General features: G+C 68.0%; 20 protein-coding genes and 1 tRNA gene. 9 read left to right on the top strand and 12 right to left on the bottom strand.

Going from position 1 to position 15,919, the window contains the following annotated elements; translation table 11 throughout:
- Positions 1-46 precede the first annotated feature (46 nt).
- From OG787_RS24690 to OG787_RS24665, 6 genes are all read right to left on the bottom strand, one after another.
- Positions 47-1,723: a long-chain fatty acid--CoA ligase gene (locus OG787_RS24690; RefSeq protein WP_405536406.1), complete on the bottom strand. Its 1,677-nt coding sequence runs from the start codon at positions 1,721-1,723 to the stop codon at positions 47-49.
- Positions 1,724-1,889: 166 nt separating this feature from the next.
- The gene (locus tag OG787_RS24685; RefSeq protein WP_369029055.1) at positions 1,890-2,462 is read right to left on the bottom strand and encodes a SigE family RNA polymerase sigma factor; all 573 of its coding nucleotides are present in this window, start codon (positions 2,460-2,462) and stop codon (positions 1,890-1,892) included.
- 225 nt (positions 2,463-2,687) lie between these two features.
- Positions 2,688-3,854 carry a lipid-transfer protein gene (locus OG787_RS24680; RefSeq protein ID WP_405536405.1) on the bottom strand — a complete coding sequence of 389 codons (1,167 nt, stop codon included), beginning with the start codon at positions 3,852-3,854 and terminating at the stop codon, positions 2,688-2,690.
- Positions 3,851-4,249: an acyl dehydratase gene (locus OG787_RS24675; protein ID WP_405536404.1), complete on the bottom strand. Its 399-nt coding sequence runs from the start codon at positions 4,247-4,249 to the stop codon at positions 3,851-3,853. The genes OG787_RS24680 and OG787_RS24675 overlap by 4 nt, the downstream gene beginning before the upstream one ends.
- A complete protein-coding gene (locus tag OG787_RS24670) occupies positions 4,246-5,217 on the bottom strand; it encodes a bifunctional MaoC family dehydratase N-terminal/OB-fold nucleic acid binding domain-containing protein (RefSeq protein WP_405536403.1) in 972 nt (323 codons plus the stop codon). The genes OG787_RS24675 and OG787_RS24670 overlap by 4 nt, the downstream gene beginning before the upstream one ends.
- Before the next feature lie 184 nt (positions 5,218-5,401).
- Positions 5,402-5,707, bottom strand: coding sequence for a hypothetical protein (locus tag OG787_RS24665; protein WP_235476904.1), 306 nt, complete (start codon positions 5,705-5,707; stop codon positions 5,402-5,404).
- A 413-nt stretch (positions 5,708-6,120) separates the two neighbouring features.
- Here OG787_RS24665 and OG787_RS24660 point away from each other — a divergent pair, with 413 nt between their 5' ends.
- Complete coding sequence (locus OG787_RS24660; RefSeq protein ID WP_405536402.1) at positions 6,121-6,987, top strand: bifunctional DNA primase/polymerase; 867 nt, start codon at positions 6,121-6,123, stop codon at positions 6,985-6,987.
- An 82-nt stretch (positions 6,988-7,069) separates the two neighbouring features.
- Here the strand turns inward: OG787_RS24660 and OG787_RS24655 are convergent, their stop codons facing one another.
- The 6 genes from OG787_RS24655 to OG787_RS24630 all read right to left on the bottom strand — a co-directional run bounded on the left by OG787_RS24655 (position 7,070) and on the right by OG787_RS24630 (position 10,986).
- Positions 7,070-7,954 (bottom strand): hypothetical protein, encoded by an 885-nt coding sequence (locus tag OG787_RS24655; RefSeq protein WP_405536401.1) that lies wholly within the window; start codon positions 7,952-7,954, stop codon positions 7,070-7,072.
- 8 nt (positions 7,955-7,962) lie between these two features.
- A complete protein-coding gene (locus OG787_RS24650; RefSeq protein ID WP_405536400.1) occupies positions 7,963-8,526 on the bottom strand; it encodes a hypothetical protein in 564 nt (187 codons plus the stop codon).
- Positions 8,527-8,541: 15 nt separating this feature from the next.
- Positions 8,542-8,853 (bottom strand): hypothetical protein, encoded by a 312-nt coding sequence (locus OG787_RS24645; protein ID WP_405536399.1) that lies wholly within the window; start codon positions 8,851-8,853, stop codon positions 8,542-8,544.
- Between the two features lie 217 nt (positions 8,854-9,070).
- A tRNA-Ser gene (locus OG787_RS24640) sits at positions 9,071-9,160 on the bottom strand.
- 133 nt (positions 9,161-9,293) lie between these two features.
- Positions 9,294-9,515, bottom strand: a complete 222-nt coding sequence (locus OG787_RS24635) for a hypothetical protein (protein ID WP_405536398.1) — start codon at positions 9,513-9,515, stop codon at positions 9,294-9,296.
- Between the two features lie 652 nt (positions 9,516-10,167).
- Positions 10,168-10,986, bottom strand: coding sequence for a class I SAM-dependent methyltransferase (locus OG787_RS24630; RefSeq protein ID WP_405536397.1), 819 nt, complete (start codon positions 10,984-10,986; stop codon positions 10,168-10,170).
- 59 nt (positions 10,987-11,045) lie between these two features.
- On the opposite strand from OG787_RS24630, the gene OG787_RS24625 reads away from it, so the two are divergent.
- The 8 genes from OG787_RS24625 (at position 11,046) to traA (ending at position 15,915) form a co-directional block, all read left to right on the top strand.
- Positions 11,046-11,759 carry a GntR family transcriptional regulator gene (locus OG787_RS24625; protein ID WP_405536396.1) on the top strand — a complete coding sequence of 238 codons (714 nt, stop codon included), beginning with the start codon at positions 11,046-11,048 and terminating at the stop codon, positions 11,757-11,759.
- A gap of 657 nt (positions 11,760-12,416) precedes the next feature.
- Positions 12,417-12,728 carry a hypothetical protein gene (locus OG787_RS24620; protein ID WP_405536395.1) on the top strand — a complete coding sequence of 104 codons (312 nt, stop codon included), beginning with the start codon at positions 12,417-12,419 and terminating at the stop codon, positions 12,726-12,728.
- Positions 12,725-13,069 carry a hypothetical protein gene (locus tag OG787_RS24615; protein WP_405536394.1) on the top strand — a complete coding sequence of 115 codons (345 nt, stop codon included), beginning with the start codon at positions 12,725-12,727 and terminating at the stop codon, positions 13,067-13,069. Before OG787_RS24620 ends, OG787_RS24615 begins: the two co-directional genes overlap by 4 nt.
- Complete coding sequence (locus OG787_RS24610) at positions 13,062-14,114, top strand: DUF2637 domain-containing protein (RefSeq protein WP_405536393.1); 1,053 nt, start codon at positions 13,062-13,064, stop codon at positions 14,112-14,114. Before OG787_RS24615 ends, OG787_RS24610 begins: the two co-directional genes overlap by 8 nt.
- Entirely contained in the window at positions 14,114-14,494 is a 381-nt protein-coding gene (locus OG787_RS24605; RefSeq protein WP_405536392.1) for an RRQRL motif-containing zinc-binding protein, read from the top strand. Before OG787_RS24610 ends, OG787_RS24605 begins: the two co-directional genes overlap by 1 nt.
- A gap of 25 nt (positions 14,495-14,519) precedes the next feature.
- Positions 14,520-14,762, top strand: a complete 243-nt coding sequence (locus OG787_RS24600) for a hypothetical protein (RefSeq protein ID WP_405536391.1) — start codon at positions 14,520-14,522, stop codon at positions 14,760-14,762.
- 146 nt (positions 14,763-14,908) lie between these two features.
- Positions 14,909-15,301: a hypothetical protein gene (locus tag OG787_RS24595; RefSeq protein WP_405536390.1), complete on the top strand. Its 393-nt coding sequence runs from the start codon at positions 14,909-14,911 to the stop codon at positions 15,299-15,301.
- 17 nt (positions 15,302-15,318) lie between these two features.
- Positions 15,319-15,915: a plasmid transfer protein TraA gene (gene traA, locus OG787_RS24590; protein WP_405536389.1), complete on the top strand. Its 597-nt coding sequence runs from the start codon at positions 15,319-15,321 to the stop codon at positions 15,913-15,915.
- Positions 15,916-15,919: the final 4 nt, after the last annotated feature.

The raw sequence follows: 15,919 nt of genomic DNA, 5'->3' as shown, positions 1-15,919 counted from the left end.
CGATGTTTCACGTGAAACATCGCCCCAAGTCGACCCAAGTCGGTTGTCAGAGCTTGGTGACGTCCAACTCGCCCTGCGCGTACTGCTTGCGCAGCACCTTCTTGTCGAACTTGCCGACGCTCGTCTTCGGGACCGACCCGATGATCGTCCAGCGCTCCGGGAGCTGCCACTTGGCGATCTTGCCCTCGTCGGCGAGGAAGGCGCGCAGGGACTCGAAGTCGGCGGTGGAGCCCTCCGACAGCACGACCGTGGCCAGCGGGCGTTCGCCCCACTTGTCGTCGGGGACGGCGACGACGGCCGCCTCCATGACGTCCGGGTGGGCCATGAGGGCGTTCTCCAGGTCGACGGACGAGATCCACTCGCCGCCGGACTTGATGACGTCCTTGGCGCGGTCGGTGAGCGTCAGATAGCCGTCGGGGCTGATGGTGCCCACGTCGCCCGTCTTGAGCCAGCCGTCCTCGCTGAACTTGTCGGCGGGGCGCAGGGGTTCGGCGTCGGTGCCGTTGTAGTAGGAGCCCGCGATCCACGGGCCGCGCACCTCCAGCTCGCCGGCCGACTCGCCGTCCCAGGGGAGCCGCTCGCCGCCGGGGCCGGAGAGCCGGGCCTCGACGCTCGCCGGGAACCGGCCCTGCGTGAGGCGGTAGGCGAACTCGGCGTCCGTGCCCACCGCGTGGGCCGGCGGCCGGGCGATCGTGCCGAGCGGGGAGGTCTCCGTCATGCCCCAGGCGTGGCAGACGCGCATGCCCAGCTTGTCGAAGGCGGCCATGAGGGCGGGCGGGCAGGCGGAGCCGCCGATGGTGACCTGGGTGAGGGACGAGACGTCCCGGGGGTTCGCGGTCAGTTCCCCGAGCAGGCCCTGCCAGATGGTGGGGACGGCGGCGGCGTGCGTCGGCCGTACCTTCTCGATCATCTCGGCGAGCGGGGCGGGCTGGAGGAACCGGTCCGGCATCAGCAGGTTGACGCCGGTCATGAAGGTCGCATGGGGCAAACCCCAAGCGTTTACATGAAATTGGGGCACAACCACCAGGGATGTGTCCTGGTCGGTCAGGCCCATGGACTGGGCCATGTTGACCTGCATGGAGTGCAGGTAGATGGAGCGGTGCGAGAACACCACGCCCTTGGGGTCGCCCGTCGTCCCGGAGGTGTAACACATGGCGGCGCCCGTGCGTTCGTCCAGCTCGGGCCAGTCGTAACTGGTCGGCTTGCCGGCGATGAGCTCCTCGTACTCGTGCACCTGGGCGTGCGATCCGGCGAGTGCGGAACGGTCGCCGGGGCCGGAGATCACGACGTGCTCGACCGTCTTGAGGTGCGGGAGCAGCGGGGCGAGCAGCGGCAGCAGCGAGCCGTTGGCGATGACCACCTTGTCGGCGGCGTGGTTGACGATCCAGGCCAACTGCTCGGGGGGCAGGCGCAGGTTGAGGGTGTGCAGGACCGCACCCATGGAGGGGATCGCGAAGTAGGCCTCGACGTGCTCGGAGTTGTTCCACATCAGGGTGGCGACGCGCTCGTCGCCGGTGATTCCGAGGTCGTCGCGCAGGGCGTGTGCGAGCTGTGCCGACCGGGCCCCGATCTCGGCGTAGGAGCGGCGCTGCGGTTCCGCCTCGCCCGTCCAGGTGATGACCTGTGACTCGCCGTGGATCGTCGACCCATGGGTCAGGATCCTTGAGATCAGCAGCGGTACGTCCTGCATGGTGCTCAGCACGGCGTCCTCCCGGGGCTTCATTGCCTACTCGGTGGTAAAGGTTGTGCTGATTCTGCGCACATACCGAGCGGTACGTCACTAGGGGAGAGTGATCGATCAGATCACGCCGTGCCTCGGAACTGTCGGGGGAACTATCGGGAGTCACAAGAGGTTCCCGTGAGGGAACCATCAGGCGCGAGTTCGCGAGTTATCGGGCGAGCACCAGCTCAGGGTCCTCGCGCAGCTTGCCCAGCGCCCGTGAGACGGCCGACTTGACCGTGCCCACCGACACCCCGAGCACCTCGGCCGTCTGGACCTCGCTCAGGTCCTCGTAGTACCGCAGCACCACCATCGCCCGCTGCCGCGCCGGCAGCTTCATGATCGCGCGCCACATCGCGTCGTGCAGCACCTGGTGCTCCGCCGGATCGCCGACCGGCGTCCCCTCGGGCTCCGGCAGCTCGTCGCAGACGAACTCGTCGACCTTGCGCTTGCGCCACTGCGACGTCCGCGTGTTGAGGAGCGCACGGCGGACATAGCCGTCGAGCGCACGGTGGTCCTCGATCCGCTCCCACGCGACGTAGGTCTTGGTGAGCGCGGTCTGTAGGAGGTCCTCCGCGTCGCTCGGGTTCGCGGTGAGCGACCGGGCGGTGCGCAGCAGCACCGGGCGGCGGGCTTTCACGTACGACGAGAACGACGGGTACGAGGTGTACGACGCGAACGACAGGGTCTGCGTCGCGAGCGTAGCCGCGTTCGAAGCGCTGGTGCAGACGGGTGTGGTCATGGCTCTACGCTAGGTTCGCCCCCTACTCGGGCGGATCGGCCGCAGGTCCCGAAGCCGCGTCCGCCTCAGGTTGTAGGAGGGGGGCTGCCTCCACCTCCTGAAGGTGGAGGCAGGGTACGGGCCTATGAGGGTCCGACCCTGAGGCCTCGTACGGCGGTAGTACGGAGGCTGGTCCTCCGGTAGTAGTGACAGCCGCGGGCGGGACAGTCGCCAAGACGGTCGGACTCATCCCGCGGCCTCCAGGACCAGCCCCGAGGTCGGCACCCCCGTACCCGCCGTGACCAGGGCTCTTTCCGCGCCCGGCACTTGGTTCACGGAGGTCCCGCGTAGCTGCCGTACCGCCTCCGCGATGCCGTTCATGCCGTGCAGGTACGCCTCCCCGAGCTGTCCCCCATGCGTGTTCAGGGGCAGCCCCTCGGCCGCGACGAAATCGGCCGCCTCACCGGGGGCGCAGAAGCCGAACTCCTCCAGCTGCATCAGCACGAACGGAGTGAAGTGGTCGTAGATGATGCCGACGTCGATGTCGGCCGGACCCACCCCCGCGGTCCGCCACAGCTGCCGCGCCACCACGCCCATCTCGGGGAGCCCGGTGAGGTCGTCGCGGTAGAAGCTGGTCATCTGCTCCTGGGCACGCCCGGCGCCCTGGGCGGCGGCAGCGACGACAACCGACGGGTGCCGCAGATCGCGCGCCCGTTCGACGGAGGTGACGACGACCGCCTGGCCGCCGTCCGTCTCCTGGCAGCAGTCCAGCAGCCGCAGCGGCTCGGCGATCCAGCGCGAGGCCGCGTGGTCGGCGAGGGTGATGGGCCGGCCGTGGAACCAGGCGGCCGGATTTGTCGCCGCGTACTTCCGCCCGCTCACGGCGACCTGCCCGAACACGTCCGCCGACAGCCCGTACGCGTACAGGTACCGCTGTGCCGCCATCGCCACCCAGGAGGCGGGCGTGAGCAGCCCGAACGGCAGCAACCAGCCGAGCGCCACCCCCTCGGCCGACGGCTCCCGCCGCTGCACCCCCGACCCGAACCGCCGCCCCGACCGCTCGTTGAAGGCGCGGTAGCAGACGACGACCTCGGCCACCCCGGCCGCGACGGCGAGCGCGGCCTGCTGCACGGTCGCACAGGCGGCGCCCCCGCCGTAGTGGACGCGGGAGAAGAAGGACAGCTCCCCGATCCCGGCGGCCTGCGCGACGGTGATCTCCGGGCTGGTGTCCATCGTGAACGTGACCATGCCGTCCACGTCGGCGGGGGTCAGCCCGGCGTCGTCGAGCGCGGCCCGCACCGCCTCCACGGCCAGCCGCAGCTCGCTGCGCCCCGAGTCCTTGGAGAACTCGGTGGCCCCGATGCCGACGATCGCCGTACGTCCGCCGAGGTCGTCGCGCGCGTGCAGGCTCACGGGGTGCCTCCCGAGGGGGGTACGAGGACGGTCACCGTCCCGGAGACGTGCCGGCCGATCGCGTTGGCCCCGAGCACGCGTACGACGGCCAAGTCGCCGTCGACCTCCTCGATGCGGCCGGTCAGCACCATGGTGTCGCCGGGGTGGTTGGGGGCGCCGAGGCGGATGGCGACCTTGCGCAGAACGGCGGCGGGCCCGAAGAAGTCGGTTATATACCGCCCCACCAGCCCGTTCGTGGTGAGGATGTTCATGAAGATGTCCGGGGACCCCTTCACCCGCGCCAACTCGGCGTCGTGGTGCACGTCCTGGAAGTCGCGGGACGCGATGGCCCCGGCGACGATCAGCGTGCGCGTGATCTCGATCTCCAGCGGAGGCAGTGCATCCCCGGCCTTCATCCGCCCACCTCTCCCGGCAGATCGCCCCGGAACACGGGCAACTCCGGCTGCCCGTCCTCGTACCGCACGAACTCCAGCCGCACCGGCATGCCGATCCGCACCTTGTCGTACGGCACGCCGATCACGTTGCTGATGATCCGCACCCCCTCCGCCAGCTCGATCAGCCCGACGGCATAGGGCGGGTCGAAGGCAGGAAAGGGCGGGTGATGCATGACGACGTACGAGAAGACGGTGCCGTCGCCGCACGCCTCGACGGTGTCCCAGTCGCCGCTGCCGCAGGCGTTGCACCCGGGGAGCCAGGGGAAGCGGAGGGCACGGCACTCCAGGCACCGCTGGATGAGGAGCTGACGGCGGCCGACCCCGTCCCAGAACCCGGCGTTGTCGCGGTTGACGACGGGGCGGGGGCGGGTGGCGGCGCGTTCGCGCCCCGTAGACGTCTCAGGGGCGCGCGAGGCGCCTGGGGCATGGGAGGGGGCGTACTTGAGGATCCGGAACCGATGGGTGCCCACCGGCTCACCTTCCACTCGTACATCCATCCGGGTCGTGACGAAGTACCCGGTGCCGAGCTTGGTGGTCTTGGGCCCGACGACGGACTCGACGACCGAATCGAACGCGACGCGGTCCCCCGGCCGCAGGGGCCGCAGATACTCCTGCTCGCAGTCGGTGGCGACGACGGAGGTGCAGCCCGCGTCGTCGAGCAGGGCGAGCAGTTCCTCGTACGCCTCCGAGCGGCTCGAATGCCCGGAGAGGCCGCCCATGGTCCACACCTGGAGCATGGTGGCCGGCGCGACGGCGTCCGGCCCGGCATACGCCGGACTGCTGTCGCCCAGCGCCTCGCACCAGTGCCGGATCATCGGCTCGTTGACGGGATCCTTGCCGACACCACCGGCGACGGCGGGCCGCCCTTCGAACGCGGCGAGCTGCGCGGCGAGTTGGGGACCGGACGAGTGGCTGGGTGGCTGGCTCACGGTTTCTGACTGTCCGTCAGATGCGGAAGGGTGTCAAGGGACGGACCCAGCACCCGGCAGGGAAAACGTCTGCGCGGCGACACGAAGTTCGTGCCGCCGCGCAGACGTGTTACCACCCCATGAAGCGCTCCCCACAAGGGAGTTCAGGACCGCCGGGGACCCACACCCCCGCCGGCCCGAGGGCCTACCAGAGGTTGGTGAAGTTGACGACGGCGTTGGACTGGTCGATGGCCGTGAACCCGGAGCCGTTCACCTGCGCGGTGTTGTTCTGGTTCGAGGCGCCGGAGCCGACCGCCTGCTGCTGCGAGGTGGACGAGTTGCCGTTGTTGTCGCCACCCACGCCGCTGCCGATGATGCTGGCGACGGCCGAGTTCGATCCGTCGTCCGCGAAGGCGCCGTTGTCCGCCGTCGCGACGCCGCTGAAGAGCGCGGCGGCGAGGGGCAGGGCCGAGACGGCGGCGATGACGCGGGCGGTACGGATGCTTGCCATGTCTGTTCCTCCAGAACATGTACGCCCCGGCTCCAGTGCCGGACCGTACGAAGTACGTGTGATGCGTGAACTACGCGAACTACCGCTACCCCCAAGGCAGTTGGCCACCCGCCCCGGTGTTTCTCGCCGCTGTGCACTGCGTCGCGAGATCAGGATTGCCCACCGAATCCCCGGCGAACCACCCCGGAACCGTTTATTCCCCCTGAAGCGTGATGACAAGTCGATAAACCCTCTTCACATCACCAAAGTCGCAGGTCAGCCGATTAACCCTGATTCACGCCAGGCGCCGGCGGTGACACCCAAGGGACACAAGGGACGAAGCGTTCCCGCACATTTCCAGCCATTCGCCTGATCCGACCCCTGCGGGCCCACACGCCCTTCCCTTTTTCGAACAGGTGTACGAACATGGAAGCATGGCCACCACAGACCGGCAGGCCACGACGCTGGCCCTCGCCCACGCCCTGTCAGCCGCCGAACGCGGCCTGGCCGTCATCCCGCTGTCCCGAACAAAACTCCCGGCCCTGCGCTCCCCCCACCGGGACGCCCCGATCCCACCCCCCTGCCACGGCGAGTGCGGCGCGATGGGTCACGGCGTGTACGACGCCACGACCGACCCGTCCCGCATCCGCGAACTCTTCGCCGCCGCCCCCTGGGCCACCGGCTACGGCATCGCCTGCGGCCTGCCCCCGCACCACCTCATCGGCATCGACCTCGACACCAAGTCGGGCACGGACTCCTCGGCGGCCCTGCGCGAACTGGCCCTGCGCCACCTGTTCACGATCCCCGAGACGGTGGTCGTCCTGACCCCGTCCGGCGGCCGCCACCTCTGGCTGACCGGCCCCCCGGACGCCGTGATCCCCAACTCGGCGAGCAGACTGGCCCCCGGCATCGACATCAGAGGAGCCGGCGGCTACTTGGTGGGCCCCGGCTCCCGCACGGACCACGGCGTCTACAGCACGGCCCCCGGCACGTCCCACCTGACCCCGGCGCCTTGCCCGCCGTCTCTGCTCCGCCTCCTCCTGCCCCCACCCCGCACCCACCGCTCCACATCTCCCGCCCCACCCGAACACGGCCAGGGCCTGGTCCAGTTCGTCCTGGCGGCCCACGAGGGCCAACGCAACACCCGTCTGTTCTGGGCGGCTTGCCGGGCGTACGAGAACGGGCTGGGGGATGTTCTGGTGGAGCCGCTGGTGGAGGCGGCCGTCCAGACGGGGCTCACGGAGCGGGAGGCCCTGGCGACTGTCGCCTCGGCGGGGCGGATGACGGGGTGGCGGGGGTGAGATGGCGCAGGCCGACAGAAAGGGGTGCCTCTCCACGAGAGGCACCCCTACCTACTGACTGAACGAAGAATCCGTCACGCCCTCATCGGGAACGATCGCGCAGGACGCGCCGGATGGACCCGATGACCTCGTCGATGCCGCTCGACTGGAGCCTGGCCCGCTTCGTGCTGTCCTCCTCGTCCGAGATGCCGACGGTGACACCCATGGACTGGCCGTTCGACACGCTGACCTCCAGCCGACGCCGCTGCACCTTGCTGAAGTGGACCGAGTCGTCGTCAGGCGTACGGGTGTTCAACTGCTCCAGGGAGATGTCGGCGGGAGCGGGTGTGGTCCTGGTCGAGACGGCGACCACGTGGTTGTACTGGTACTCCTCCGTGTCCTCCTTGGACAGTCCGCCCGACAGGAAGTCCAGCGAACAGTGGAAGAGAGCGAGGTGGTGCAGGGTGGGACAGACCACCAGGACCTCGTACTCCTGGAACCGCCACACCCCGTCGTCGCCGATCCCGAACCCGCTGAGATTCGGCCCGTACAGCACCAGCGGCCTTTTCTCCGGACGCTCGGACGGGCTCGTGCCGAGGAGAGCCGCCACCGGGTCCCACGACTGGGCACCGATCTCAAGATGCTCCGAGGTGATACCGAGGCGCTGCATGGCACGTTCCTCGATGACCTTCAGGTCCTGGGCGAGAAGCCTGTCCATCTCACGGTCGGACAGTTTCGGTTCGGACTTCTCGTACGCGTCCCGGTATTCCTTCTTCTTGCCGCCTCCCTTGATCGCGGCGTAAATACCGCCCGCCATCATCACACCCCCGACGAACGCGTTGCTGTTCAGGGCGATCAGCCCGACCAGCACCGCGATACCGCCGACCGCGAGCAGAGCTGTGGCGATCTGATCGAGGCTCTGCTTCGGAGTGGGATGGAAGTACTTCTCGACTTTCCGCTTCCGCTCGGTCGCTTCGGTCTCTGCCATGGTCAGGGTCATGAGGTGGTTCCTCCTGCACGTTCATTGAGTGCTTGCCAGACACGGCTCTGCGGTGCGGGTACATGCCGCCGGATGAGATCCGCGTGCGACCGATCGACCTGCCGCGCACTCAGCCGCAGACTGACCGGGACCTCCGACGACGCCATCCACGCGTTGGTGCGGTCCTCTTCGACCAAGGCCACGAGAAAGCGTGCGGACGGTTCGAGCAGCGGGCTCAGCAGACTGACGACGGATGTGAGTTCGGCGCCGGTGCAGAGACTCGGACGCTTCCCTCGGAGAGTGGCCAGGGCCAGCAGGAAACGAGCGTGTGCGGCGGCCGAAGGGTCGGAAACACCGAGGCCGACGCACTTCGTCAGATGCGCGACCGCGGAATCGTAGAGACCCTGGTGAAGCGACGTTTCTCCGAGCCGAAGAAATTGCTCCGCGCTTTCGACCGGGCCGGGATCCCGGTAGGAGATGTTGATCGTGTCCGCGTTGTTGATCGTGCGGGCTTCCTGCCGACCGATGTCATAGGTGGAGTGGTGGTTCGGGTTCTGGTTCGTATCTCTGTTGCCGCCCATCGATCCTCTTCACTTTCACTGAGTGAAAGAGCTGATGACGGTGGCGATGGCGGCGACGATCGAGCCGGCCCGGAGAGCCAGGGCGACCACACGGGCCCGCTCCAGCGCCCCGACGGCCGCCTCACGCTCGGGCAGAGCGGAACGGGCGCTCTCCACCTCGGCACGCAGCTCCGTCCACTCGTCGGCCTCGGAGCACTCGGTGTCGATCTGGCCGAGCAGGGCGTCGATGCGGGCGGTGGCGGCGCTCGCCTGCTGGGGGCCGATGAAGAGGTTCTCGCCCTGGTTGATGATCTCGGCGGTCTGTTTCTGGATCTTGAACTCGGCCATGTGTCCCCCTGCGAAATCCCACTGGTCACTCGACTCTATAGCGGGCTATGAACACACAAGGGGCACAAATTAATAATGATCACATTCGATCATTATGTATAAACTTTTCATGGGATAAATTCGAACTACTATTGATCGTTCGCATATTTGAACGATTTTTCCGACGGGCCCATACGAAAGGGGTGCCCCTCAATGAGGAGCACCCCTTCGATCACTGCGGAAGCGGTGAGATTCGAACTCACGGTGACATCGCTGCCACGACGGTTTTCAAGACCGTTCCCTTAGGCCGCTCGGGCAACCCACCTCCTGCCCGCCCACCAGGGGCGGAGCGGGTACAGCGTACCGGGCGCGGGCGGTTGCACGGGCTGCTGGCCCGCACATGGCCCGCGAGCACCCCCGCAGAGGCCAACAGGGCAGCCGTAACGGCCTGGCGCCATCATCTAGCAGACGATAGGGCGTCCCCTGCTCGCGGACCGCTCGACGGCCAGGCGCTCGACGGCCAGAACAACCGCCAGAATGATCACCGTCACCACCAGCCACGTAGCCTGCGTGAGAATTCCCGTGAGCGTCTCGCCGTTGATCACGCAAGCCAGACAGGTAGCGAGGAAGATCAAATTGATGTTGCGGCTGTCGGTGCCGTATGCGAGGGTACGAGACAGCATGCCCCCTCCCAGGGGGGCGATTGCACTGCGAGCCGAGCTGGACGTCACACGTTCTCCTTGTGTTCGTTGGAGAGGCGCCCGAACTTCTTTGGCGAGAGGCGGGCGCCTCTTTGCGTTGCGGTCAAATCTAGCCCACGGCACCGACAGCAATTTCGGATCAATGACTGCGCCGTGGAAAGAGCATGACGGCACATCAGCGATACGCCAAGCAGGTTATCCACAGGCGCACGCCGAAACCTGTGGATAACTATGTGGAGAGTGTTCATAAACCCGTGCGGGGTAGCCGGTAAATGAACAGACATGGGCCCTGACCTGCGGAAACGATTATCATGGAGTGTGATTGAGATCACACGGGCGTGATCGCGGGCATGATCGATTGCAAGGCCACCGGTGTTGTCAGTGGGTGCGTATATAATCGCGAGCTTCGCTCATAAGTGACCGCCGGGTAACAAGCGCTCCGCCTCTGAATCCTGGAGCCCCTCAGCCGAACCCACCCGTTGTCAGTGGGTGCGTATATAATCCGAGGCTTTTCCATGATTGAAGACTGCCGAACAACACTATGCGCAACCCCGGAATGCATCATTCAGAATTCGGGCTTCCGGGCAATGAGGGGCGTCCACCTTTTCTTGAGACGGGCCCTTCGTCTCTCGGGTCATGCGGCGACGCTGGCGGGGGCCCGTCCGACCGCGAGCAGATGAGAGCTGGCTGCGAGTAGCTCCGGGTACGGCTCAGCCATCCGCGCGGCCGTCATTGCGGACGCGATGAGGTCGTCTGTGGGTCCGTCGCCCGGCTGCTGTTCGACCGCTTTCACGAGCGACCATGCCGGACCCTCGATGCCGAACACCTGCACGTCGGTGAGCCCTGATTCCCGAAGCTCGTCTGCAAGCTCTTCCGCGCGATGGAAGTACGCCAGGGTGAAGTGAGCACCGTCGTGCACGGCGGTGCGGAGGATCTTCGAGATTGCATCCTGCATGCGCTCGGTGTGCAGATGCGCGTAGGTGACGTGCTCGAAGAGCGAGGCGTAGCGGTTGATCGCCGCTGCGGCCACCAACCCGCCCGGTTTCACGACGCGTCGGGCTTCCGAGAGCGCCGTACGGCGGTCGCTAGCGTCGGGCAGGTGGTAGAGCGGACCGAGGAGTTGCACGACGTCGTAGCTGTCATCGGGCGCGTCCAGTTCGCGCGCGTCTCCGAGGGACGCTGGGCAGACGGCGGACGCCTGTTCAACGTGGCGGGGAACAGGGTCCACCAAGGACACCTCGTATCCGTCCTTCACCAGCCACTCTGCATGCACTCCAGTGCCGCCCCCCACGTCCAGCACCCGCGCGGGGGCCGCCGGCAGGAAGCGACGCAGAAGTTCTTGAGTCCGGGCCAGTTCGAGACGACCGTCCGCCGAGCGACGCAGGCGGCTGCCTTCGTTCACGGTCTCGCCGTAAAAGCGCAGGACAGAGGGAGCCAGTTCGCGATTCGACATAGCAGCAGTATGGTGTGTACCGGTGGACCAGTCCACCTTGGAGTGTCGGAAGGGAAGTCATGGCACTACTGAAGTACGAGGAGATCGCGGAGTCGCTACGTGTGCGGATCGCCGCTGGCGAGTTCACGGATGAGCCCCTGCCGTCCGGACGTGAACTCGCGGAACAGTGGTCGGTGTCGCGTGCGACCGCCATCAAGGCAATGGACGTGCTGCGCAACGACGGCGTTGTCGTGGCCAAGCAGGGAACCGGGTTCGTTGTGACGAACACACCCATCGCGCGACCTGCGGGCGCCCGGCGGGCGGGTTCCGCCCGCATCTCTGGAGGCATGCCCTTCGAGCGGGTCGGTGAGCCGGATTGGGCCGATCCCCCACTGCGCGTGGCCGCCGCACTGCGTATGGATTCGGGAGTTGCCGCATTGCGACGCACTCGAATCCACCGACTCCCGGACGGGAGCCCGCACAGTTACGCGGAAGCGTGGTTCCCGCCGGAGGTCGCGGAAGCCTCCCCTCGGCTTGCGGACACCGCTCCCATTGCCGAGGGAACGACTCGTTACGTTCGCCGGCAGACCGGCCGCTATCCGGCAGAGGGGGTGGACGTGACCACGGTGCGGCTCGCAACCGAGCACGAGTCACACCATCTGGCGCTGTCCGAGGCGACGGCGGTTGCCGTCATCCTGCACACCGCGTACGACCAACAAGGGCGCCCGCTCGTATGCGAAGAGGGGGTCACGCCCTCCCCGCACTACGAGCAGGTGGAGACCTATGCGATGTAGGCCTGAGTTACCCATAAAAGAGCTGGACCGGTCCGCCGGTCCAGCTTTTTTGATGCTCTTTCAGATCTCTGACCAGCATTGATGTTCGGAATGTCGACAAAGTCGAACCCTTATCACTTGACTGGACCGGTCCACCGGTCCAGTCTATGGATGTGCCCGGAGGAAAGCCCGCAGGGGTGAGTACGAAGGAAGCGCTCGTTCGTTGAGAACTGAACAGTGTGTCGATTCGACGGGGCGAGAGTCCCCGTCCCCGAGCGACCCGGGTCAAGGTCGCCGGCGGCCACTTCCCTGCGCACCGTCTCTGGAGAACACCCCTGGGGATCATCCCTCCACCACTGGAGGTCAACCTCTTGAGTGCCACCCGGTGCGCGCCGCCCTGCTGGCGTCAGAGCAGTGACGATGACGCGCCCGATTCACCGGCTCGGGACCGGTCCGCCCCGCAAGGGCGGGCCGGTGAAGCCGTTTCCACCTCCGCAGCGTGGATCTCTGCTGCGGTCGGTTGCCTCCCCTGCCCGTCCGGGTCGCTCGGTGAGCGATGCCGTACGGGCGAGGTTGCAGGGAGCCGCAATCTGCTGGTTCCACAACGGCGCGCGGCCCCGGTGTTCGAGCACCGGGGCCGCTGTTCGGGCCGTTCTACCGACTAAGGAGCTACGACCCATGAAGTGCATCGTTGCTGGTCATGAAGCCGTTACCGCGACCGAGTTCGCGGAACTGGCGTTCGGCATCGACCTGGAGCTGTTCGCCGGTCCGGCCAAGGAGTCCGCGGAGGATCGGGCCATCCGGCTGGACGTGGCGCGCGAGGTCCTCGCGGAGCTGCGCGAGGACGACCCGCAGGCCGCGGCGTACGCGGCCACGTTGCTGCGTACGAGCCCGTTGAAGGACGCGCGGGCCGTGGCCCGCCGCCCCCGCCGGACGCCGGTCCGCCGTTCGGTGTGCCGCCCCGTGGCGGGTACGGCGGTGGCGGCATGAGGGAGAACCTGACGCTGGACGGGCTCACCGTCCCGCTGCGGGCGCTGCGTGCGCTCGCAGTCGACTTCCCGGACCTGCCTGCCCCGACGCTGGAGATTTCGACGATCTACCCGAGTCGGCTGGAGCTGGCGCTCCACCAGGGGTTGGGGCCGTTCGAGGTGTGGCGGGCCGCGCTCGGCATCGCCGCGGACGCGGTGGAGTTCCGCGAGCAGAGCGGTGGCCAGACCTGGACGCTGCACGCGTTGGCTGAGTTCGCCGGCGCGGAGCTGAAGCTCATCGCCTACGGCGATTCCCTCCGCGGCACGCGGGAGGATGCCGAACTCGGGGGCGGGGATGCTTGAGTCCCTGAGCCCCGAGCAGATCCGGTCTGCTGAGAGGACGCTCGCCGCTGGCACGTGGGCGATCACGGGTGGTGCGGTGCTGTTCTCCGTGCTCACCGTGACCCCGCTGGTAGAGCGCGTCACGCCGACCGAGTGGGGCTGGACGGCGCCGATCCTGCCGCTGGTGGTGGATGCGGCCGTGGTGATCGTGGTCCGGCTGGATGCGGTCGTGGCGCGGCTCGGGGGCGACTCCGGGCGGTGGCCGGCCGTCCTGCGGTGGATGACCGGTCTGATGACGCTGTTCCTCAACATCGGCGACAGCGTCCTCAAGCGGGACCTGGTCGGGGTGGCCGTCCACTCCGTGGCGCCCCTGTTGCTGATCGTCACGGCGGAAGCCGGACTGGCCTACCGGCGCGCCATCGGCACCGCGCTGGAGCGCATCGAGCGTTCACGGGCCGCCGAACGGGCAGAGCGTGAACAGCGGGCGCGGGCCGAGCGTGAACACGAGCGGCAGACCCGTGAACAGCGTGAACACGAGGCTCGTGAGCACGCTGAACGGCTGGAGCACGAGCGGGCCGAACGCGAGAACGCTGAGCGGGCCGCCGAGCGTGAGCACGCTGCCCGTCTGGAGCGTGAACGCCTTGACCGTGAGGCGGACATGCGCCGTGAGCAGCGCGAACACGAGGACCGGATACGGCGCGAGGAACAGCAGCGCGCCGACGCCCTGCGCCATGAACAGCGTGAACAGCGTGAACAGCAGGAGCGATCCGAGCGTTCACGCCGTGAGCGCGCCGTTCACAACACCGCCCTACAGGCCTCCCCGGACGAGGTCGACCGCGAGCGCGTGAACACGATGGATGCCGCCGTGAACACGGGCGTGAACAGCACCGGGGACGTGTTCACGAAGATGCCCGAACACGAGGCTCGCGCCTACATCCGCTCCTTCCAGGAGGGCGAGCGGACCGTGCGACAGCTCGCCGACGACACCGGCTGGTCGGTCGGATGGGTGGCCGCGCGCGTGCGGGACAGTGCTGCGCAGGCTTCGCCGGTTGAGGCGGTGGCGTGATGTCGATCGGGTACGCGAAGTGCTTCGACCCAACCGGCGCCCGGCACGGCATCCCCACCTTCCCGTGGCGCACCGCCCCTGACGGCTACGCCACCCGCCGCCAGTTACGGGCCCGTGGCCTGCGCCCCGGCGGTCAGCCAGTTGCCGCACAAGTACTGCGCCCGCGCTACCGGCGCGGCCCGCTGGTCGCCTACCTCTACCGCCTCGACCAGGCCAAGCCCGTCCGGCCGATGACGCCGGCCAAGTGGCGAGCACTGGAGTGCGCCAACCGAGCCCGGCGGATCTGTCCGCAGTGCCGCACGGACGCCGGATACGTCATCCCCGTCTCGCTCGGCACCTGCGTGACCTGCGCCTATCCCGAAGAACAGCGCGCCGCCTGAATCCCTTCGTCCGAGGAGAACCTTCGTGTCTCTCAAGGCTCCGACCGCATGGCCGCAGGGCGTCACCGCCCGCCTCCTCACCTACGCCGGCGAGCTGCTGGGTGACGCGGACGTCACGGTCGACGTGAGCGCCGACGACATCCACGCCAACGCCCGCTGCACCGCCTGCGGCAGCAAGTCGACCCGCTACGGCTACGCGTCCGACGTCCTGGAGTGGGCGCAGGAGCACGCCACGAAGTGCCGCGCCCTGCCCCGCCCCACCGCGTGAACCCCGCCAACCTCCGTCACTCACCTGGGAGTTCTACTGTGTCCAGCCGTACCCGTACCCGCCGCGTGAAGACAGCGGCCGGTGTTCACACTGTGCGTCTGCCGCGTCAGCGCGGGCGCCGTTCCGCTCAACCGTTCGTGGTCGTCGTGCCCGAACGCCCCTCCCTGACCCGCGAGTTCGCCGTGTTTGTGGGCCGTCTGCTGTGGTGCTTCCGCGTCTCGCTCGCGCCGACCGGTATCGCGCTCGCCACATTCGTGGTGACCGCGCTCCTGCACGCGCTGGCCTGGTGGTCCGCTCTCGTGCTCGCCCCCGCCGTCGCCGCGCCGATCGCGTGGCTGGCGTTCGTTCAGCGCCGCCACCCCGCCCACCGCACCACGCTCGCGTGGCGTATCGGCACCGCCGCACTCGCCACCCTCGCGCTCGGGTGGGCCGCCCTGGCCGCCGGGTTCGGGCCGCTCGCGGGTCCGCTGGAGTTGCTGTGGCTGTTCCTGCTGCTGCCCGCGCAGGCCGCATGGCTCATCGTCCGCCGCACCCGCTGACCTGAGGAGAACACCGCATGGCAGACAACGGATCGGCCAACCGGGCGGCCAACCGGCAGCACCGGCAGGCACAGAGCGCGAACCGGCCGCGCGTCAACGTCAACGACGGCACCACCAACAAGTCCAACAAGTTCGCCAACGCAGGCGCCGCCGCCGGCGGGTTCGTCGGCGCGATGGGCTCCTCGTTCGTCCCGCCGATCAACGTCACCGTCAACAACAACAAGGGCATGGCCCGCACGGGCAGTCATCGCGGCCACGCCGAATCCCTGCTCCCGGCACCGGAGTTCACCTCGCCGGCGCAGGTGCGGAACTATTGCAACACCCTGCGTGCGGCGGCCGTGGCCCTCTCGATAGAGGTGGCCATGGGTTCCGAGATCCTCAAGGGCGTGCTGGCGGCGGTGCCGGACCCGGAGGGGCGCGCATTCGGCTCACGCATCCGTGCCCGGAAGGTGGCCCGCAAGATGCAGAAGTCCGCCGACGCGCTGCGGGACGCCGCGAAAAGCGCCGCCGCCACCTACGCGACCTTCCAGCAGGAGTACGAGGAAGAGATCAACCGCGTCCGCCACCGCGCCCGCAAGCCGCAGCAGCCCGTCATCAACTGGGCTCAGCAGTAAGGAG

The organism is Streptomyces sp. NBC_00075, from assembly GCF_045041225.1.
GTDB lineage: Bacteria > Actinomycetota > Actinomycetes > Streptomycetales > Streptomycetaceae > Streptomyces > Streptomyces adonidis.
Note: the sequence above shows the minus strand (reverse complement) of the source record. Positions and strands in the feature narration are given on the sequence as shown.